The organism is Pseudomonas sp. GW821-FHT09D08 (assembly GCF_059416305.1).
This window is the reverse complement of sequence record NZ_JBWKOX010000017.1, coordinates 128,276-144,682: the sequence shown is the minus strand read 5'-3', so window position 1 is coordinate 144,682 and position 16,407 is coordinate 128,276. Positions and strand designations below refer to the sequence as shown.

The 16,407-nt window shown below is 58.8% G+C and carries 12 protein-coding genes; 8 read left to right on the top strand and 4 right to left on the bottom strand.

All coding sequences use genetic code 11. The annotated features are described in order from the left end of the window. Complete coding sequence (locus AC07OP_RS24205) at nucleotides 1-1,446, bottom strand: mechanosensitive ion channel domain-containing protein (RefSeq protein WP_495101536.1); 1,446 nt, start codon at nucleotides 1,444-1,446, stop codon at nucleotides 1-3. A gap of 336 nt (nucleotides 1,447-1,782) precedes the next feature. On the opposite strand from AC07OP_RS24205, the gene proC reads away from it, so the two are divergent. The 4 genes from proC (at nucleotide 1,783) to solA (ending at nucleotide 5,515) form a co-directional block, all read left to right on the top strand. Continuing rightward, complete coding sequence (gene proC, locus AC07OP_RS24200; protein ID WP_495101537.1) at nucleotides 1,783-2,589, top strand: pyrroline-5-carboxylate reductase; 807 nt, start codon at nucleotides 1,783-1,785, stop codon at nucleotides 2,587-2,589. Nucleotides 2,590-2,591: 2 nt separating this feature from the next. Further along, nucleotides 2,592-3,449 carry a methyltransferase gene (locus tag AC07OP_RS24195; protein WP_495101538.1) on the top strand — a complete coding sequence of 286 codons (858 nt, stop codon included), beginning with the start codon at nucleotides 2,592-2,594 and terminating at the stop codon, nucleotides 3,447-3,449. A 6-nt stretch (nucleotides 3,450-3,455) separates the two neighbouring features. After that, complete coding sequence (locus AC07OP_RS24190) at nucleotides 3,456-4,253, top strand: EamA family transporter (protein WP_147296077.1); 798 nt, start codon at nucleotides 3,456-3,458, stop codon at nucleotides 4,251-4,253. A gap of 110 nt (nucleotides 4,254-4,363) precedes the next feature. Then, entirely contained in the window at nucleotides 4,364-5,515 is a 1,152-nt protein-coding gene (gene solA / locus AC07OP_RS24185; RefSeq protein ID WP_495101539.1) for an N-methyl-L-tryptophan oxidase, read from the top strand. Nucleotides 5,516-5,716: 201 nt separating this feature from the next. On the opposite strand, the gene AC07OP_RS24180 is transcribed toward solA, so the two are convergent. Beyond that, nucleotides 5,717-6,583: a pirin family protein gene (locus AC07OP_RS24180; protein WP_027607933.1), complete on the bottom strand. Its 867-nt coding sequence runs from the start codon at nucleotides 6,581-6,583 to the stop codon at nucleotides 5,717-5,719. A gap of 179 nt (nucleotides 6,584-6,762) precedes the next feature. Here AC07OP_RS24180 and AC07OP_RS24175 point away from each other — a divergent pair, with 179 nt between their 5' ends. Together AC07OP_RS24175 and AC07OP_RS24170 are read left to right on the top strand one after the other, a co-directional pair. Further along, nucleotides 6,763-7,506 (top strand): response regulator, encoded by a 744-nt coding sequence (locus AC07OP_RS24175; protein ID WP_495101540.1) that lies wholly within the window; start codon nucleotides 6,763-6,765, stop codon nucleotides 7,504-7,506. 20 nt (nucleotides 7,507-7,526) lie between these two features. Next, on the top strand, nucleotides 7,527-8,846 hold the full coding sequence (locus AC07OP_RS24170) for a sensor histidine kinase (protein WP_193603612.1): 1,320 nt from the start codon (nucleotides 7,527-7,529) through the stop codon (nucleotides 8,844-8,846). Here the strand turns inward: AC07OP_RS24170 and AC07OP_RS24165 are convergent. Both AC07OP_RS24165 and AC07OP_RS24160 read right to left on the bottom strand, forming a co-directional pair. Further along, nucleotides 8,843-10,783 (bottom strand): TonB-dependent receptor domain-containing protein, encoded by a 1,941-nt coding sequence (locus AC07OP_RS24165; RefSeq protein ID WP_141155095.1) that lies wholly within the window; start codon nucleotides 10,781-10,783, stop codon nucleotides 8,843-8,845. The two genes, AC07OP_RS24170 and AC07OP_RS24165, sit on opposite strands and share 4 nt — an antisense overlap. 78 nt (nucleotides 10,784-10,861) lie before the next feature. Beyond that, nucleotides 10,862-12,067, bottom strand: coding sequence for a Bcr/CflA family efflux MFS transporter (locus AC07OP_RS24160; protein WP_495101541.1), 1,206 nt, complete (start codon nucleotides 12,065-12,067; stop codon nucleotides 10,862-10,864). Nucleotides 12,068-12,167: 100 nt separating this feature from the next. On the opposite strand from AC07OP_RS24160, the gene AC07OP_RS24155 reads away from it, so the two are divergent. Beyond that, on the top strand, nucleotides 12,168-13,274 hold the full coding sequence (locus AC07OP_RS24155; RefSeq protein ID WP_495101542.1) for an efflux RND transporter periplasmic adaptor subunit: 1,107 nt from the start codon (nucleotides 12,168-12,170) through the stop codon (nucleotides 13,272-13,274). Between the two features lie 2 nt (nucleotides 13,275-13,276). Continuing rightward, the gene (locus tag AC07OP_RS24150) at nucleotides 13,277-16,360 is read left to right on the top strand and encodes an efflux RND transporter permease subunit (protein ID WP_495101543.1); all 3,084 of its coding nucleotides are present in this window, start codon (nucleotides 13,277-13,279) and stop codon (nucleotides 16,358-16,360) included. Nucleotides 16,361-16,407: the final 47 nt, after the last annotated feature.

Genomic DNA, 16,407 nt, shown 5'->3' with positions numbered 1-16,407 from the left:
TCACAGACCGCGCTTGCGCAACCACTGCAAAAAGCCCTTTTTCACCGGCACCACCGGCGCTTCCTGGGTCAGGACCTGGGCGGCGTGCAGGCGGAAATCCAGCAGCGCCTTCATCGCCTCGCCGATGTCGTGACGCGCGTCCAGGCACGGTTTCAAGTATTCATTCTCGATGCGGTACAGCGTGCAGAAGGTCTTGGCGGAAAAGTCCGCCAGCGCAGCCTGGTCGGACAGGATCCCGGCCTCGCCAATCACTTCTCCCGGCCCCATGCGCCCGGCTTCGAATACATGGCCGCCCTTGGTCAACATCACCGAAACCACGCCGGACTCGACGATAAACAAATGATCGCTGACTTCCCCCGCCGGCAGGATCATCTCGCCAGCGCGGTAGGTGTGCAGGGTCATGTTCTGGCTGAAGGTATCTTTCTCTTCCTGGCGCAGGGTGGAGAAAATCGACGAACGCTCCAGCAACGCCCGCGCGGCGGACATGGCCGGTGGCGCGCTGCTCTCGGTGGCGGACAGCACGCCCACGCCCGCCGCTTGCAGGTGCCGGAACGCCAGGTCATAGAGCTGGTTGCGCACCTCGCGCTTAAGGGCCATGGCTGGCACGAAGCCGCTGATTTCATACTCCACGCCGCCACTGGTGGAGGTCTTGAACGCCACGCTCGGCGCCGGCTTGGCCAACAGGGGCCGGCACCCCTGCATCGCACGCTCCAGTGCCTCGATCACGGTTTGCGGACGTGCATGGGGGCTGACCTGCAGGCTGACCGCCAGGCCGAACATATCCGCCGGGCGCGAAAAGTTGATGATCTTGGCCTTGGCCGCCAGGGAGTTGGGAATCACCGCCAGGCTGCCCTGGGAGGTTTGCAGGCGCGTGGCGCGCCAGTCGATGTCGGTGACCCGCCCTTCGGTGCCGTCGATGGAGATCCAGTCATCGATCTGATAAGGCTTGGTGGTGTTGAGCACAATCCCGGAAAACACATCGCTGAGGGTACTTTGCAACGCCAGGCCGACGATGATCGCCACCGCACCGGAGGTGGCCAGCACGCCCTTGACCGGCAGGTCGAGCACGTAGGCCATGGCGGCGATGATCGCGATGAGGAAAATCACCGCGCCCATCAAGTCCTGCAACAACCGCCCGGTGTGGCCCACCCGCTGCATCATCACCGCGCCCAGCAACACCGTCAGCGTGCGCGCCGCAAACAGCCACCAGCCGATCTGCAGGGCCGTGGCGGCCAGGTGCAAGGCGGTACTATCGGCATAGGGCGCAAGTTGCATGGGGTTCATGCCGTCGTTGAACAGCACGGCACTGAACACGGCAAAAATCGCCAGTCGCGCAGCCAGCTTCCAATTGGCCAGGTCGGCAGAGATCAGGCGCCACACGGCGATGTCGATAAAGATCAGCGCCACGGCGCACAGCATCGGGTGATCAGTGATAAATGAGGGCATCCAGGCGACTCCAGGGCGAATGACGGGAAGATCGCATGAAATAGAGGTTGCGGGTATAGCGCAGAAAAAATATTCGGGCAATGGCACAGTGATTCGAAAACCACAGACAGGAGAGTTTTAACTGAGGGGGTATTAGCATATACAACTTCCTTCAGATAATTCTGAAGAAGCGTCTAAACACATTACAAACATCACGAACAATTCAAACCACTCAGTCTAAACACGCTCACGATCCAAGACCACAAGAAATGTACTACATGTCTTTGGGACGTGATTGCTTTGAAAATAACAAAATTTAGTACGAGGCTGTAAGCGAAAGCCAATAGGAAATTAATCATGACCATAGCAAAAGACGTTTCAATTATTGGGGCGGGCCATATGGGGTATGCAATCGCTACCGGTTTAATACAATCATCTCCAAACATATCGATAGCAGCTATTGACCTTAATCATGTCCACGACAAAGAAATGGAAGATATGGGCATCCATGTAATAAACAGCTTACCAGAGCACTCAGCTTCGAAAGTCATGATTCTGGCCATCCCACCCCAAGCATTTATAAAATTCGCAGAAATCAATTCGCAGATTAAGCATCATGCCGGAATAACAGTTTCAGTCATGGCAGGAATCAATCTATCTGATCTCGTAGGCCATCTTAAAACCTCCCAAGTCTGCCGAGCCATTCCAAATCTTTCTTGCGCTGTCAACGAAGGCATGAGTGTATTAATGTACGCACCCCGAACTACGCAGAAAAACAGGCGAGTCGTTAACGAACTATTCTCGAAACTCGGTAGTTTTCTCATCGTGGAAGAGGAAAATCTCATTGACGATGCCACAGCGTTGGTAGGCGGAGGCCCCGCCTACGTTTCTTACTTTGCACAAGCTCTTATTGAGTACGCTTTGATGGCAGGCTTCGACAAACCTGACGCTTATTCCATGGTTGCGCAAACTCTGCGAGGATCCTCAGCGCTTCTGGAGTCGTATAAAGAGTCGCCAGCAAAAATGTGTGAAAACGTCATGACGCCAAATGGAACAACAGAAAAAGCCATAAGTTTTTTCAAGGAGAAAAAGGTACAAGCAATCATTATGGACGGGCTGAAATACGCCTGTGCACGCTCAAGAGAACTTGGACGGAGACCTTAGGTATGCTGGGATTAATTGATCATGGCTCGACAGGTAATTTTCACGTTGAAAATAACTGCAAGAAATGTCTTGATGAGCCCTATAAAATTTATTTTGGCTTAGGGCAAAGCGTGAGCCTGACTCAGGCTCCTGACGTCTTTAAAGTGAGCCGTGCAGGCATAAGACTAGGAAATTACCTAGTACAATCATTAAATCCAAAAAACCTCAATAGCAGTTTTTTGGATATTGGCACAGGAAGTGGAGTCCTTGCGCTATTGATGCGCAAGCTCGGTGGCAATGATATTACAGCTACAGATATCTGCGAAAAATCCATTACACAGGCAAAAATCAACGAACATCTCAACTTCAAACAACCGACCATTTCCTTTTTTGTGAGTGATTTATTTGATGGTCTTTCGGAACAACGATTCCAAACTATCGTTTTTAATCCTCCTGGTTGGCGAACACCCTCTCGATCACTGATTCAGCGATTGGAAACCCAAGGCCGGACAGGCCAGTTGCCCATACACAGTATGTTCTACGGTGATGAGGTTATAAGCCGCTTTCTTGATGAGTTACCAAAATATCTTAACCCCACAGGGGTAGCAATTGTCGGGTTAAACTCGCTGGTAGGAATACGCGATATTTTGGAAAGGTACAACCAAAAATATAGCAACGCCCCTCCATTAACCTATAAATTAATTGAGCGACACACGCTCCCACTTATTCATTATTCAACGCACTGGAAAGCACTAGAGAAACACTTAAAATTAGAGTTTGAAAAGTGGCAGGCTTTAGATTTAGCCACATACTCCACCGATAAAAATGGCGATATTTACTGGTCATATGAAATTATCGAATTTTCTCATCACCAGAAATAACCGATCATGAACGCATATAAAACATCTAGATCAACGCACGCGCTTTCCATATTTCTATGTGGACTGGCAAACTTTCTTCTGGGGATCTCATCTCTTTACTGGAGAGGGCTCAGCGATATTTCGCCCATAACATTGATCGCCTATCGAATCACACTATCCGCTGCCATCCTCACTCTTTTCGTCGGTTTGTTTCGTCAAAAAAGAAACATAAAAAAACTCACTATAAAATTAGTTTTTCTACATTGCATTGCTTCGTTACTCATCGCAGTAAATTGGGGATCTTTCATCTGGGCCTCCATTCACGGGCTTTTTTTAGAAAGTGGCCTTGGCTACCTGTTAGCTCCTTTCTTTTCTATTGCCTTAGGGATAACACTTTACCACGAGTCAATCACTTTTAAAAAGGCCCTCTCCGTACTAATCGCACTCAGCCTTATAATCGCGCTAATCATATCCTCCAACAACCTAAACCATTTGACTTACATTACAATCTCTACAACATGGGGGCTTTACACCTACATCAAAAAACTCACCCCCTTAGACATGGTAAGCGGACTGCTTGTAGAAACCATATTCTTAACTGCATGCCTAACAATAGCTACTCTAGCATTCAGCCTTCCAGTTATGTATCCCAGCGATTTTTTCACCCACTCAAACAAGCTAATCTGGCTGGCGGGCGGAGTATCCATAGCTCCTTTATTAATGCTGTCTTACTCAACAGGAAAAATACCGCTATCCCTAACTGGCCTCCTACAATTCATACTGCCCGCCACGCTTATTTTAGTTTCAATACTCACACACACTTAAAAGACATCAGACACACCACCAGAATAACCACTTATAATAATTAGCATTTTAATCGCCCTCACAACTTACAACACTACAAGCACCCAAAATTCTAAAAACAGGACTCACAAATGAACAGAAGCTATGACGTTATCGTTATCGGCCTGGGGATTATGGGGGCCGCTGCGTTGTGGAGAGTCGCATCAAAATGCACCCGATCATTAGGAATCGATGCATCCGGCCCCAGCCATTGCCACGGATCCTCCCATGGAGCGTCGAGGATATTTCGCCGGGCGTACTGGGAGGGCGAAAAATATCTTCAACTACTTAATCACGCTGATTTGCTGTGGAAAGAACTGGAGCAAGTAACTCAAAGACACCTGCTGTTTCGCACGGGAGGAGTTTTCATCGGAGATAAATCCAGCCGTATAGTGTCCGGAAGCATTGAAACCGCGAAAAAGGGAAAAATTGAGCACGAGGTATGGATCGCTTCAGATGCTAGAAAGCATTTGCCAGCATTCAACATACAGGATGAGATGGCAGTTGTTTACGAGCCTGGTGCATATGCAATTTCGGCCAGCGAGGCGAGACTGGCAATGCTGAACGATGCCGTTCTAAATGGCGCTTTCACTGAATTCGGCAACCATGTCGTAAAACTCGAAAAACATGGCACTGGCGTGCGTGTAACGACCAAAAGTGGATGTATTTATTTTGCTGGCTCGGTAATAGTCACAACAGGACCGTGGATCACTACCAACCTTATGCCGGAGCTCACTAGGTTCCTAGAACCACGTCGAGTACCAATTTATTGGTTCAAACCAAAAGCAGGCTGCGAAACTCCATTTTCTCAAGAACAATTTCCCACTTTTCTTTACGAGAGGCAGGATGGCGGACTTCTCTACGGCGTTCCCTCAATAGTCAGTACTGAACCCGACGTAAAAATCGGCTTTCACAATAGGCAGCAAAGTCCCTCGCTCCCCGGCTGGGAAAATGTTCCCGTACAACATAGATATATAACGGAAATCCCCCCAATCATAGAGTCCATATTCCCTAAACTTGAAGGCATCCCGACACAAGCAAAGAACTGTTTCTATACAATGAGTCGCGATGAATCTTTTTTGATAGGACAATCTAAAGCACTGGAGTCAACCTATTTCGCTTCTGCGTGCTCAGGACACGGATTTAAATTTGCGCCGGCTATTGGGGATGCCTTGGCTAATATGGCCATTGGTCAACAAGCAAGCTTTTCGCTGTCAGCTTTTTCAGTCGATCGATTTAACTGAACGTCGCCTAATCTTTAAAGATTAGGGCATCCAGGCGACTCCAGGGCGAATGACGGGAAGATCGCATGAAATGCCGTTCCAGGGTATAGCGAAAAAAAGTGGGAGGAGGCTTGCCTCCGATAGTTGAATGTCAGGTTGAACCTCGTACCCGATCCACCGCCATCGGGGCATGCCCCTCCCACATTGGCCTTGTGGCCGACCTTAATCCTGCATCTGCCCGAAACGACCCGATTGGAAATCCGCAAACGCCTGGTGAATCTCCTGCTCGGTATTCATCACAAACGGTCCATGCCCAACGATAGGCTCGTCAATCGGTTCGCCGCTGAGCAGCAGGACCTTGGCGTCGTCGTTGGCCTCCAGGGTGAGTTGGCGGCCGTCGCGTTCAAATAACGCCAGTTGGCCTTGGCGTGCGACTTCTTCGCCATTGACCAGCACCGTGCCGCGCAGGATCACCAGGGCGGTGTTGCGTCCGGCGTGCAGGTCGAGGGTGACGGGCTTGCCGGCGTTGAGGCGCAGGTCCCACACATCGATCGGCGTGAAGGTACGCGCCGGGCCCTGGGTGCCGGCGAATTCACCGGCGATCAGGCGCAGGTGGCCGGCGTCGTTGGCCAGGGGCAGCAAGGGGATATCGCCGTCGACGATGGTCTGGTAGCCCGCGTCGGCCATTTTGTCCTTGGCGGGCAGGTTGACCCACAGTTGCACCATCTCCAACGCACCGCCGCTGCGGGCGAAGGCGGCGGAGTGGAATTCCTCGTGGAGGATGCCCTTGGCGGCGGTCATCCATTGCACATCGCCCGGGCCGATTTTGCCGCCGGCGCCGGTGGAGTCGCGGTGTTCGACTTCGCCATCGTAGACGATGGTCACGGTTTCAAAACCGCGATGGGGGTGCTGGCCGACGCCGCGACGCTGGTCTGTCGGGGTGAAATCGGCCGGCCCGGCGTGGTCCAGGAGCAGGAAGGGGCTGATGTGCTTGCCCATCGAGTCGTAGGAAAACAGCGTACGCACGGGGAAGCCGTCGCCGACCCAATGGGCGCGGGGGCTGGTGTAGATGCCGATGAGTTTTTTCATGGTAGTCCTCCAAAGTGCATACACCTTAAAACTCGCAGCAATTCGGCGCTAGACGGTAAAAACAACCTTGAGCGTCCTACCCGCAGGACGATCTACGGCTGCACCCTCACAAAAACAGCGTTAATGATAATGACTCGTAGTAATATCCGCCCTCTCCCGCTCAACCCTCGAGGGCTGCAATGCCGTTTGCCCCTGCGCCTGTCGCACCGCGCGTACTGGTGGTGGATGACCACCGCAAGATTCGTGAACCACTGGCCACGTACCTGCGACGTCACACCTTTGAGGTGCGCACCGCTGAAGACGCGGCCGGCATGTGGCAATTGCTCAAGACCCAGGCGTTCGATGTGGTGGTGCTCGACGTGCTGCTGCCGGATGGCGATGGCTTTGAGTTGTGCAACCAGTTGCATCGGCGCAGCAACACGCCGGTGATCCTGCTGACCGCCCGCGACACTGCCGCCGACCGCATACGCGGCCTGGACCTGGGTGCCGACGATTACGTCACCAAGCCCTTCGAGCCCCGGGAGCTGGTGGCGCGTATCAACAGCGTGCTGCGCCGTCAGGGCCGCGCCACCGGCCCCATCGCGCCCGGCGCTGGCGCACGGGCCTATGAGTTTGCCGGCTGGCACTTCAGCGTGACCAGCGCCACCTTGCGCCGCGACGGCAGCCCGGCCATCCAGCTCAGCACTGCCGAAAGCCGGCTGTTGCAAGTGTTCCTCGCCCACCCCAACACCCTGCTGCCCCGCGAACGCCTGATCGACCTCACCGCCGCCGCCGACAGCGATGTCAGCGACCGCGCCATCGACCGGCAAGTCAGCCGCCTGCGCCGCAAGCTGGCCCAGGGCGATGCCACCCCGGAACTGTTACGCACCATCTGGGGCGGCGGCTATCTATTGGCGTCCGAGGTCAGCGAATGCACACCTTGAGCCGGCTGTGGCCGCGCACCCTGGCACGGCAGTTGAGCCTGTTGTTGTTGCTGGCACTGCTGGCGTCGAACGCCATTGCGATGTTGTTTTTGCAACGCACCGGCAGCCTGATCCACCCGCTGTCGCGCAGTTTCAGCCTGGAACGCCTGGGGATTGCCCATCACACGGCAATCGACCTGACCCCAAGTGAAACCGCGCACCTGCTGGCCGGCATGAGCACCGACGACACGCGCTTCTGGATCGGCCCCACGCCGGAGGTGGCGCCGTTTGCGCAACGCCCGGAAGAACAACGCCTGGCCAACGAGCTGCGGCGCCAATTACAGCTGGATAACGCCGCCGCCATCGGCATGCAGTTGGAACGCATCAGCGGCGCCGACGCCCGTACCCATGTGTTCAGCCCCGCCGGGTGGGCGCCGTTGCGCCTGCGCAGCAGCGTGCCGCTGCCCAACGGTACCTACCTGAATGCCGTGCAATACCCCGCCGGCGCCTATGAATGGGGCCGCGTCCTGGCCTACAGCCTCCCGGTGACGACCCTGCCGGTGCTGCTGATCGTGATGTTTTTCATTGCCCGCGTGGTGCGCCCGATCAAGACCCTGGCCCAAGCCACCGAGCGCGTCAGCCGCGGTGAATGGATCGCCCCGCTGGCGGAAACCGGCCCACAGGAAGCCCGCGACCTCACTGCCGCCTTCAACACCATGCAGGTCAACCTCGCCCGGCATGTCGAAGGCCGCACGCGGATGCTCGCAGCAGTCAGCCATGACTTGAATACGCCGATCACCGAACTGCGCCTGCAAGTGGAGTTGCTGGAGCCCGGCGCAGCCCGCAATGACATGCTCGAAAGCCTCGGGGAACTGAGTGCAATGGTGCGTGAAACCCTGGATTTCGTGCGCGATGACGCGGTGCAGGAAGCTACCACCACGCTGTCGTTGAGCGACTTGCTGGATGACCTGGCCAAGCGTTACCAACGCCTGCAACAGCCCGTCACCTGGGCCGGCGCACCCGCGTTGCTGCTGACCTGCCGCCCGCTGGCGCTCAAGCGCGCACTGACCAACCTGATCGACAACGCCCTGCGCCACGCCGGCGATGCCGACCTGAGCTTGGTGCGCGAGGACAACGGTTGGCTGCGCATCGAGATTCTCGACCACGGCCAAGGCTTGCCCGAAGCGTGGTTGAGCAAAGTCTTCGAGCCCTTCGTACAACGGGGTGTCAGTGACGGCGGCGTGGGGCTGGGCCTGGCGATCGCACGCTCGTGCATCCAGGCCCATGGCGGTGAGCTGGTGCTGGAGAATCGCCCACCGGCCGGCCTGTGCGCGGTGGTGCGATTGCCCACCGCGCTCTAGAAGTTGAGCGTGGCGCCCATCCACAGGGTGCGGCCGTAATTCACCGTGCCGTAGGTTTCATCGTCCAGGCGCTTGTCGGTGAGGTTGTTCAGGGAGGCGTTGAGGGTCAACGAATCGCTCACGTCGTAGGAGCCGCCCAGGTCAGCGGTGGTGTAGCCCGGCGCCGGTTCGTCGGTGGTGATGGTGTTGCCGGTTTCCTCGCCGTAGTAGCTCAGCGAAGCCCAGGCCTGGGTGCGGTCGTTAATGGTCCATTCCGTGCGCACATTGGCTTTTTGCTCAGGGGTGAGGGCCAGGGGCGCACCTTTGTTGGCACCGCTTTTCTGCTCGGAGTCGGTGTAGGTGTAGTTGGCCTTGAGCAACACGCTGGGGTTGATGTCCCATTGGCCGTTGAGCTCAACGCCCTGGATGATCGCCTTGTCGACGTTGACCCGCTCCATGATGGTGTAGCCGTTCCAGCGTCGGTCGGTGGTGACGGTGGAGAGCTTGTCCTGGAAGTCGTTGTAGAACAGCGTCACGCCGCCGGACAGGTTGTCGCGGTTGCTCCACAGTGCCGAGACTTCATAGTTGGTGCTGGTTTCGGGCTTGAGGTCCGGGTTGCCGAACATCACGAAGCGGTTGCGGCGCAGGTAGGCGTAATCCTCGACGACCGCACGCAGCTCGGGGGCCTTAAAGCCACGTGCAACACCGCCCTTGAACGTCCACTGCTCGGTGGCGCGCCACACCCCGTAGACCCGTGGGCTGAGGTGGGCGCCGTACTCTTCGTGCTCATCCAGGCGCAGGCCGGTGGTCAGCGCGAAGCTGTCGGTCATCGACCACTCGTTTTCCGCGAACAGGGCTTTTTGCACCACCGAGAATTTATAGTCGACGCGGTCACCGAGGCCCTGGTTCCAGTCGGTCAGCTCGCTTTTATTCCATTGCACGCCCACGGTGCTGACGTTGTGGGCGGTGGGCACCACCAGCTTGGCGTCAAACACGCTGTTCTTGATCTCGGGTTTACGCCCGTAGATGTCAGTCTGCGCCGGTGTCGCCTTGCCTTCACGGCTGGAGGTTTCCTGGGACAAGGCAATGTCCGAGGTGGCCCAGCCCCAGCGGCCCTGATGGGACAGCGACCAGTGATCGCGGTTGTTTTCCTGTTCGCGGGTGGCCCAGTTGGCGCTCATGCCGTCGCCATTCTTCAAGCGCGTGGCGCCGGCTTCCAGCAGGATGTCGTGGTCGATAGTGGGGGTGAAGGCCAGGCGCGCGGTGAGGTCGCGGTGGTCAGCCTTGCTGAAGCCATTGGTCTGCTCGATGTCGTCATCGGCCTGGCGATCCAGGTAGCGGCCCCACACCTGCAAACCGAGGAAATCTTCCTTGAGCGGACCACTGAGGTAGAACTGGGTCTGGCGTGCATTACCCTGGTCGCTGTGCTGGCGCGCCGAATAGTCATACCCGATGGAGCCGCCCCAGGTCGGTGAGACTTTGCGCGTGATCACGTTGATCACCCCGCCGATGGCATCCGAGCCGTACAGCGAGGACATCGGCCCGCGCACCACTTCAATCCGCTCGATGGCCGCAGCGGGTGGCACGAAGCTCTGTTCATAGCCACTGTTGCCGTTGACCCGCGATTCCCGCGCGCTCTGACGCTTGCCGTCGACCATGATCAGGGTGTAGTCGGCCGGCATGCCCCGGATGGAGATGTCGGTTTCATTCGCACCGCCGTTGACGGTCACGCCTTCCACGTCTTTAACCGCGTCGCCGAGGTCGCGATAAGACTTGCGACGCAGCGCCTCGCCATCGATCACGGTGACCGAGGCCGGCGCGTCTTCCACGCTTTGCGCAAAACCGGATGCAGTCACCACTACATCATTGAGTTCCAGTGCAACAGGCTCATCGGCGTGGGCATGAAGGCTGGTTGCAACCAGCAGGGCCAGGGGCGAGAAACGAAAAGCAGGCAGCATGGGCGAAGACCTTCGGATTAGACTCAAAAGAGAATCGTAATCATCCAGCCCCGAATAACTTGGACAAAGTGTGACAGCTCAAGCCGCCGCGACCTCCGCGGTACGGCGCTCACGCAACAGATGGAAGGCCACGAAGGCCGTCACGGCAAAACACGCCTGGATCACGATCATCGGTGTGGCACTGCCGTCGCGCAGGTGGCTCAGTAACAGGCCACTGCAGGTCGCGCCGAACATCTGCGCAAAACCCATCAAGCCCGCCGCCAAACCGGCGCGGTGAGCGTTGGGCATGACCCCACCGGTCACAGACCCGGGTAATACCAGGCCACCGCCGAGGGTTGCCAGCGCAATGGGAATATCCAGGCCCAGCACCGACAAACCAAACAGCGCATAAATCACCAGTGCGGCAATCCCGCCCATGGCCACCAGCGTCACGCCCATCGCCACAATCCGTTGCGGCCCCAGGCGCTGGATGTTGCGCCGGGTGTAGGTGGAACCGATGATCAGCATCGACACGATCAGGCCGAAATTGATGCCGTACTCCAGGCTGCTCAAGCCCAGCAGATTGATATACACCGCCGAGGAACCGGCGATCACCGCGAACATGGCGCCATAGGTGCACGCCAGCGCCACGGCAAACGCGCGGTACGGGCGGCCCTTGAGCAGGTCCAGGTATTGCCCGCCGAGGGTGCGCCAGTGGCCGGCCTTGGGGTCGAGGAAGTGGTTGCTCTCGCGGAAGAACAGCAGCGCCAGCAGCAGCACCCCACTGCCAATCGCCAGTGCCAGCAGGATCGGTGCACGCCAGCCCAGCAGCTTGATCAGCAGGCCGCCGACCATCGGGGCGACGACGATGGCGTACAGCATGCCGATCATGGTCAGCGCCAGCGCCGGCCCCGCGTCGGCCTTCCACACGTCACGCACCACGGTGCGCGCCAGTACCAGCGCAGCGCAGGCGCCGAGGCCTTGCACGACGCGAGCGGCGATAAATTGCTGGATGTCATTGACCAGCAGCATCGACAAGGTCGCCAGCACATACAGCAACAGCCCGCCGAGCAGCACCGGACGGCGGCCGATGCGGTCCGACAGCGGGCCGAACAGCAGTTGCCCCAGGCCAAAGGCGGCGACAAACGCCGACAGTGCCATCAGCGCCGAACCCGGTGGCGCCAACAGGGCGTGCTCGATCAGACCCAAGCCTGGAATGATCAATTGGGTCGAGACTTCACCCAGCGCCGTCAAGGCCACCAGTAAAAACAACAAGCTTCGCGATGGGGCCGGGGCGTTTGACATGGGGATTATCCGGGGCTGGCTTTATTTATATTTCGACCATAATATGCGTAAAAAATTATGTCCATAATTTTTTACCCAATGGTCATCCCCGGAGCCCGACATGATCCCTCTCCCCTCGCGCCTTCTCACGCCCCTGGCCGTGTTGATCGTCCTCAGCGGCTGCAACAGCCAGGCCGACACCACCGCCCAAGCGCCGCAACCACGCCCGGTACTCGCCGCCAAGGTCGAAGCCGCCGGCACTCAGCAAAGCGCCTACACCGGCGTGGTGGCTGCGCGTACGGAAAGCGACCTGGGCTTCCGGGTCGGCGGCAAGGTCATCGAACGCAAGGTCGACCCCGGCCAGCACGTTTCCCGTGGCGACACCCTGCTGGTGCTCGACATCGGCGACTTCGAGCTGGCCCTGCGCTCGGCGAAAAACCGCGTCAACGCCGCCCAGGCCCAGCTGCGTCAGCGCCGTGACGATGAAAACCGCTACCAACGCCTGGCCAGTACCGGCGCGGTGTCACGGCAGATCTTCGACCAGTCGGCCACCAACCTGCGCGTGGCCGAGGCCGAGTTGGCCGCGGCGCAATCCGACGCCAGCCAGATCGAGAACCGCCGCACTTATTCGGTGCTCAAGGCCGATGGCGACGGCATCATCACCGACGTGCGGGTGGACCGCGGCCAAGTGGTCGCCGAAGGGCAAGTCGTCGCGCGCCTGGCCCATGACGGCGCCCGCGAAGCCATCGTCAACCTGCCGGAAAACCAGCGCGACCAGGCCGCGCAAAAAGCCCTGGCCTTCTCCTTCGGCGCCCCGGACCAGGCAGTGACGGCGACCTTGCGCGAACTGTCGGCCAGCGCCGATCCCACCACCCGCACCTACCGCGCCCGTTATGTGCTGCACGGTAACGTCGAGCGCTTCGCCCTCGGCTCGACCATCACCGTGCGCCTGCAAGGCAATGGCCACGCACAACAAACCCGCGTACCGATCGGCGCCTTACACGATGCAGGGCAAGGCATCGGGGTGTGGTTGATCGGCGCGGATGACAAGGTCAGCTTCGCCGCCGTCAAGGTCGCCAGCCTCGGCCAGGAAGACGCCCTGCTCGACAGCGGCGTGAACCCCGGCCAGGTCGTCGTCGCCCTCGGCGCGCACCTGTTGCACGGCGGCGATGCGGTGCGCCTGTTGCCCGCCCAGGTGCTGGCCCTCAACCGCAAACAGGACCAATGAGCATGCGCGGCATCAACCTCTCGGAACTGGCGGTCAAGCACCGCGCAGTCACGCTGTTTTTGATCATTGCGATCCTCGCCGCCGGGATCTTCTCGTTCGGCAAACTGGGACGCGCCGAAGACCCCTCGTTTACCGTCAAGGTCATGACCATTACCGCCGCCTGGCCCGGCGCCACTGCCCAGGAGATGCAGGAGCAGGTGGCCGACCGCCTGGAGAAGCGCCTGCAGGAACTGGACTACTACGACCGCGTCGAGACCATCGCCCAGCCGGGCTTTGTGTCGATGCGCATGACCTACAAGGAGTCCACGCGCCCCAGCGAAATCCAGGAGCTGTTCTACCAGACGCGCAAAAAACTCAGCGATGAAGCCGCGAGGCTGCCCAACGGGGTGATCGGGCCGTTCTTCAACGATGAATATTCCGATGTGTACTTCGCCCTGTACGCCCTGGAGGCCGAGCACCTGCCCCATCGGCAACAGGTGCAGATGGCCGAGGAATTGCGCCAGGGCCTGCTCAACCTGCCGGGGGTGAAGAAGGTCAATATCCTCGGCGAGCAGGCGCAGCGGATTTTTGTCGAGTTCTCCTATGAGCGCCTGGCGACCCTCGGGATCAAGCCGGAGCAGATCTTCGCCGCCCTCGCCGCACAGAACGCCGTGGCCCCGTCAGGCTTTGTCGAAACCGCAGGCGCGCGCGCCTATATCCGTATCGACGGTGCCTTCGACAGCCTGGCGCTGATCGAAAACGTGCCCCTGGAAGTCAACGGTCGCGTGCTGCGCATTGCCGATGTGGCCAGCGTCAGCCGCGGTTATGAAGACCCGCCGAGCTACCGCATCCGCCACCAGGGCGACCCGGCGCTGATGCTCGGCGTGATCATGGAAAAGCACTGGAACGGTCTGGAGCTGGACAAAAGCCTCAAGGCCGAGGAAGCCCGGATCCAGGCGGACCTGCCGTTGGGCGTGAACTTCGCCAAAGTCTCCGACCAGGCGAAAAACATCAGCCTGGCGGTGAATGAATTCATGCTCAAATTCTTCGTCGCCCTGGCGGTGGTGATGATCATCAGCCTGTTGGCCCTGGGCTTTCGCGTCGGCCTGGTGGTGGCGGCGGCGGTGCCGCTGACCTTGTCGGTGGTGTTTGTGATCATGCTGCTCACCGGGCGTGAGTTCGACCGCATTACCCTGGGCGCGCTGATCATTTCCCTGGGCCTGCTGGTGGATGACGCCATCATCGCCATTGAAATGATGGTGGTGAAACTGGAGGAAGGTTTTGACCGGATTCATGCGGCCACCTTCGCCTGGAGTTCCACGGCGGCGCCGATGCTCACCGGTACGCTGGTGACGATCATCGGTTTTCTGCCGGTGGGATTTGCACGGTCCGGTGCGGGGGAATACGCCGGCAATATCTTCTGGATCGTCGGCTTTGCGCTGATCTCGTCCTGGCTGGTGGCGGTGGTGTTCACGCCGTACCTGGGCGTGAAGTTGCTGCCGCAGATCAAACCGGTGCCCGGTGGCCACGACGCGATTTATGCCGGGCGCTATTACCAGAAGCTGCGTGATTTGGTCGAAGCCTGCGTACGCAGGCGTTGGCTGGTGACCGGGTTGGTGATCGCTGCCTTTGTACTGTGCGTACTGGGCATGGCCGTGGTGAAGAAACAATTCTTCCCCAACTCCGACCGTTCCGAGCTGATTCTTGAGGTGTATATGCCGCCCGGCAGTGCCTTCAAGAGCACCGAGGCGGTGGCGGCGCAGCTGGAAAAGGCGCTGCTGCAAGAGCCGCAAACCAGCATGGTCGACACCTATGTGGGCGGTGGTGCACCGCGTTTCTTCCTGTCGCTGAATCCCGAAATGCCGGACCCGGCGTTTGCCAAGCTGATCGTGCAGACGCCGGACTCTCACGCCCGCGACGCCTTGAAGCTGCGCATGCGTGAGCGAATTGCGGCCGGTGAGTTTCCGGCGGCGCGGGTGCGGGTCACCCAGTTGCTGTTCGGCCCGCCGGTGCCCTTCCCGGTGGTGTTCCGCGTGTCCGGCCCGAATGTGGAGGTGCTGCGCGGCGTGTCCGAGGACGTGCGCAAGGTCGTCGCCGCCAACACGCTGACCAAGGATGCCTTTCTCGATTGGGGCGAGCGCACCAGCGGTTATCGCCTGGTGCTGGATCAAGACCGCCTGCGCCTGCTGGGCTTTACCCCCAACGAGGTCAAATCCCAGCTCAACGCCTTGCTCAGCGGCAACCCGATCACCGAAGTGCGTGAGGGCAACCGCACCGTGTCCGTGGTCGCTCGCGCCCAGGGCAACCAGCGCGAGAACCTCGGTAACCTCAACAATATGACCCTGACCAACAGCGCCGGCACGTCGGTGCCCCTGGCCCAGGTCGGGCAGTTCCAGGCGGTGATGGAAGAACCGATCCTCAAGCGCCGCAACCGCGCAAGCACCGTGGAAGTGCGCGCCGACATCATCGACGGCGTGCAACCGCCCGACGTGGAAATGGCCGTGTACAAAGACCTGCAACCGCTGATCGCCCGGCTGCCGGCCGGTTACCGGATCGACATCGGCGGCCCGGTGGAAGAAAGCGCCAAGGCCAATGTGGCGCTGGCGGCGCTGTTCCCGATCATGATCCTGCTGACCCTCACGGTGATCATGTTCCAGGTGCGTTCCTTCGGCGTGATGTTCATGGTCTTCGCCACCGCGCCGCTGGGCTTGATTGGTGCGGTGCCGACCTTGCTGCTGTTCAACCAGCCGTTCGGGTTCAACGCGATCCTGGGCTTGATCGGGATCGGCGGGATCCTGATGCGCAACACGTTGATCTTTACCGACCAGATCCGCCAGAACCAGGAACATGGCATGGCGATCCACGCGGCGATTGTCGAGGCCACGGTGCGGCGCGCGCGGCCGGTGATATTGACCGCGCTGGCGGCGGCGCTGGCGTTTATTCCGCTGACGCTGTCGGTGTTCTGGTCGTCCCTGGCATTCGTGCTGATTGGCGGGGTGCTGGTGGGCACGGTGTTGACGCTGTTATTTCTGCCGGCGCTGTGCAGCCTGGTGCTGGGGCGGGAGAAGACAAAAATTGTCGAAACGCCCCACGTAAGCGCCGGATAAGCGCTACTCCCCTGCCCTGAAAACCGCTGCAAAGTCCCTCGCCTGAA

Bases quoted from the DNA above. Each gene is read 5' to 3' on its own strand.
- AC07OP_RS24175 (WP_495101540.1), top strand. From the start codon at position 6,763: ATGCCGTTTGCCCCTGCGCCTGTCGCACCGCGCGTACTGGTGGTGGAT.
- AC07OP_RS24150 (WP_495101543.1), top strand. From the start codon at position 13,277: ATGCGCGGCATCAACCTCTCGGAACTGGCGGTCAAGCACCGCGCAGTC.
- AC07OP_RS24155 (WP_495101542.1), top strand. From the start codon at position 12,168: ATGATCCCTCTCCCCTCGCGCCTTCTCACGCCCCTGGCCGTGTTGATC.
- AC07OP_RS24165 (WP_141155095.1), bottom strand. From the start codon at position 10,783: ATGCTGCCTGCTTTTCGTTTCTCGCCCCTGGCCCTGCTGGTTGCAACC.
- AC07OP_RS24195 (WP_495101538.1), top strand. From the start codon at position 2,592: ATGCTGGGATTAATTGATCATGGCTCGACAGGTAATTTTCACGTTGAA.
- AC07OP_RS24190 (WP_147296077.1), top strand. From the start codon at position 3,456: ATGAACGCATATAAAACATCTAGATCAACGCACGCGCTTTCCATATTT.
- proC (WP_495101537.1), top strand. From the start codon at position 1,783: ATGACCATAGCAAAAGACGTTTCAATTATTGGGGCGGGCCATATGGGG.
- AC07OP_RS24160 (WP_495101541.1), bottom strand. From the start codon at position 12,067: ATGTCAAACGCCCCGGCCCCATCGCGAAGCTTGTTGTTTTTACTGGTG.
- solA (WP_495101539.1), top strand. From the start codon at position 4,364: ATGAACAGAAGCTATGACGTTATCGTTATCGGCCTGGGGATTATGGGG.
- AC07OP_RS24205 (WP_495101536.1), bottom strand. From the start codon at position 1,446: ATGCCCTCATTTATCACTGATCACCCGATGCTGTGCGCCGTGGCGCTG.
- AC07OP_RS24180 (WP_027607933.1), bottom strand. From the start codon at position 6,583: ATGAAAAAACTCATCGGCATCTACACCAGCCCCCGCGCCCATTGGGTC.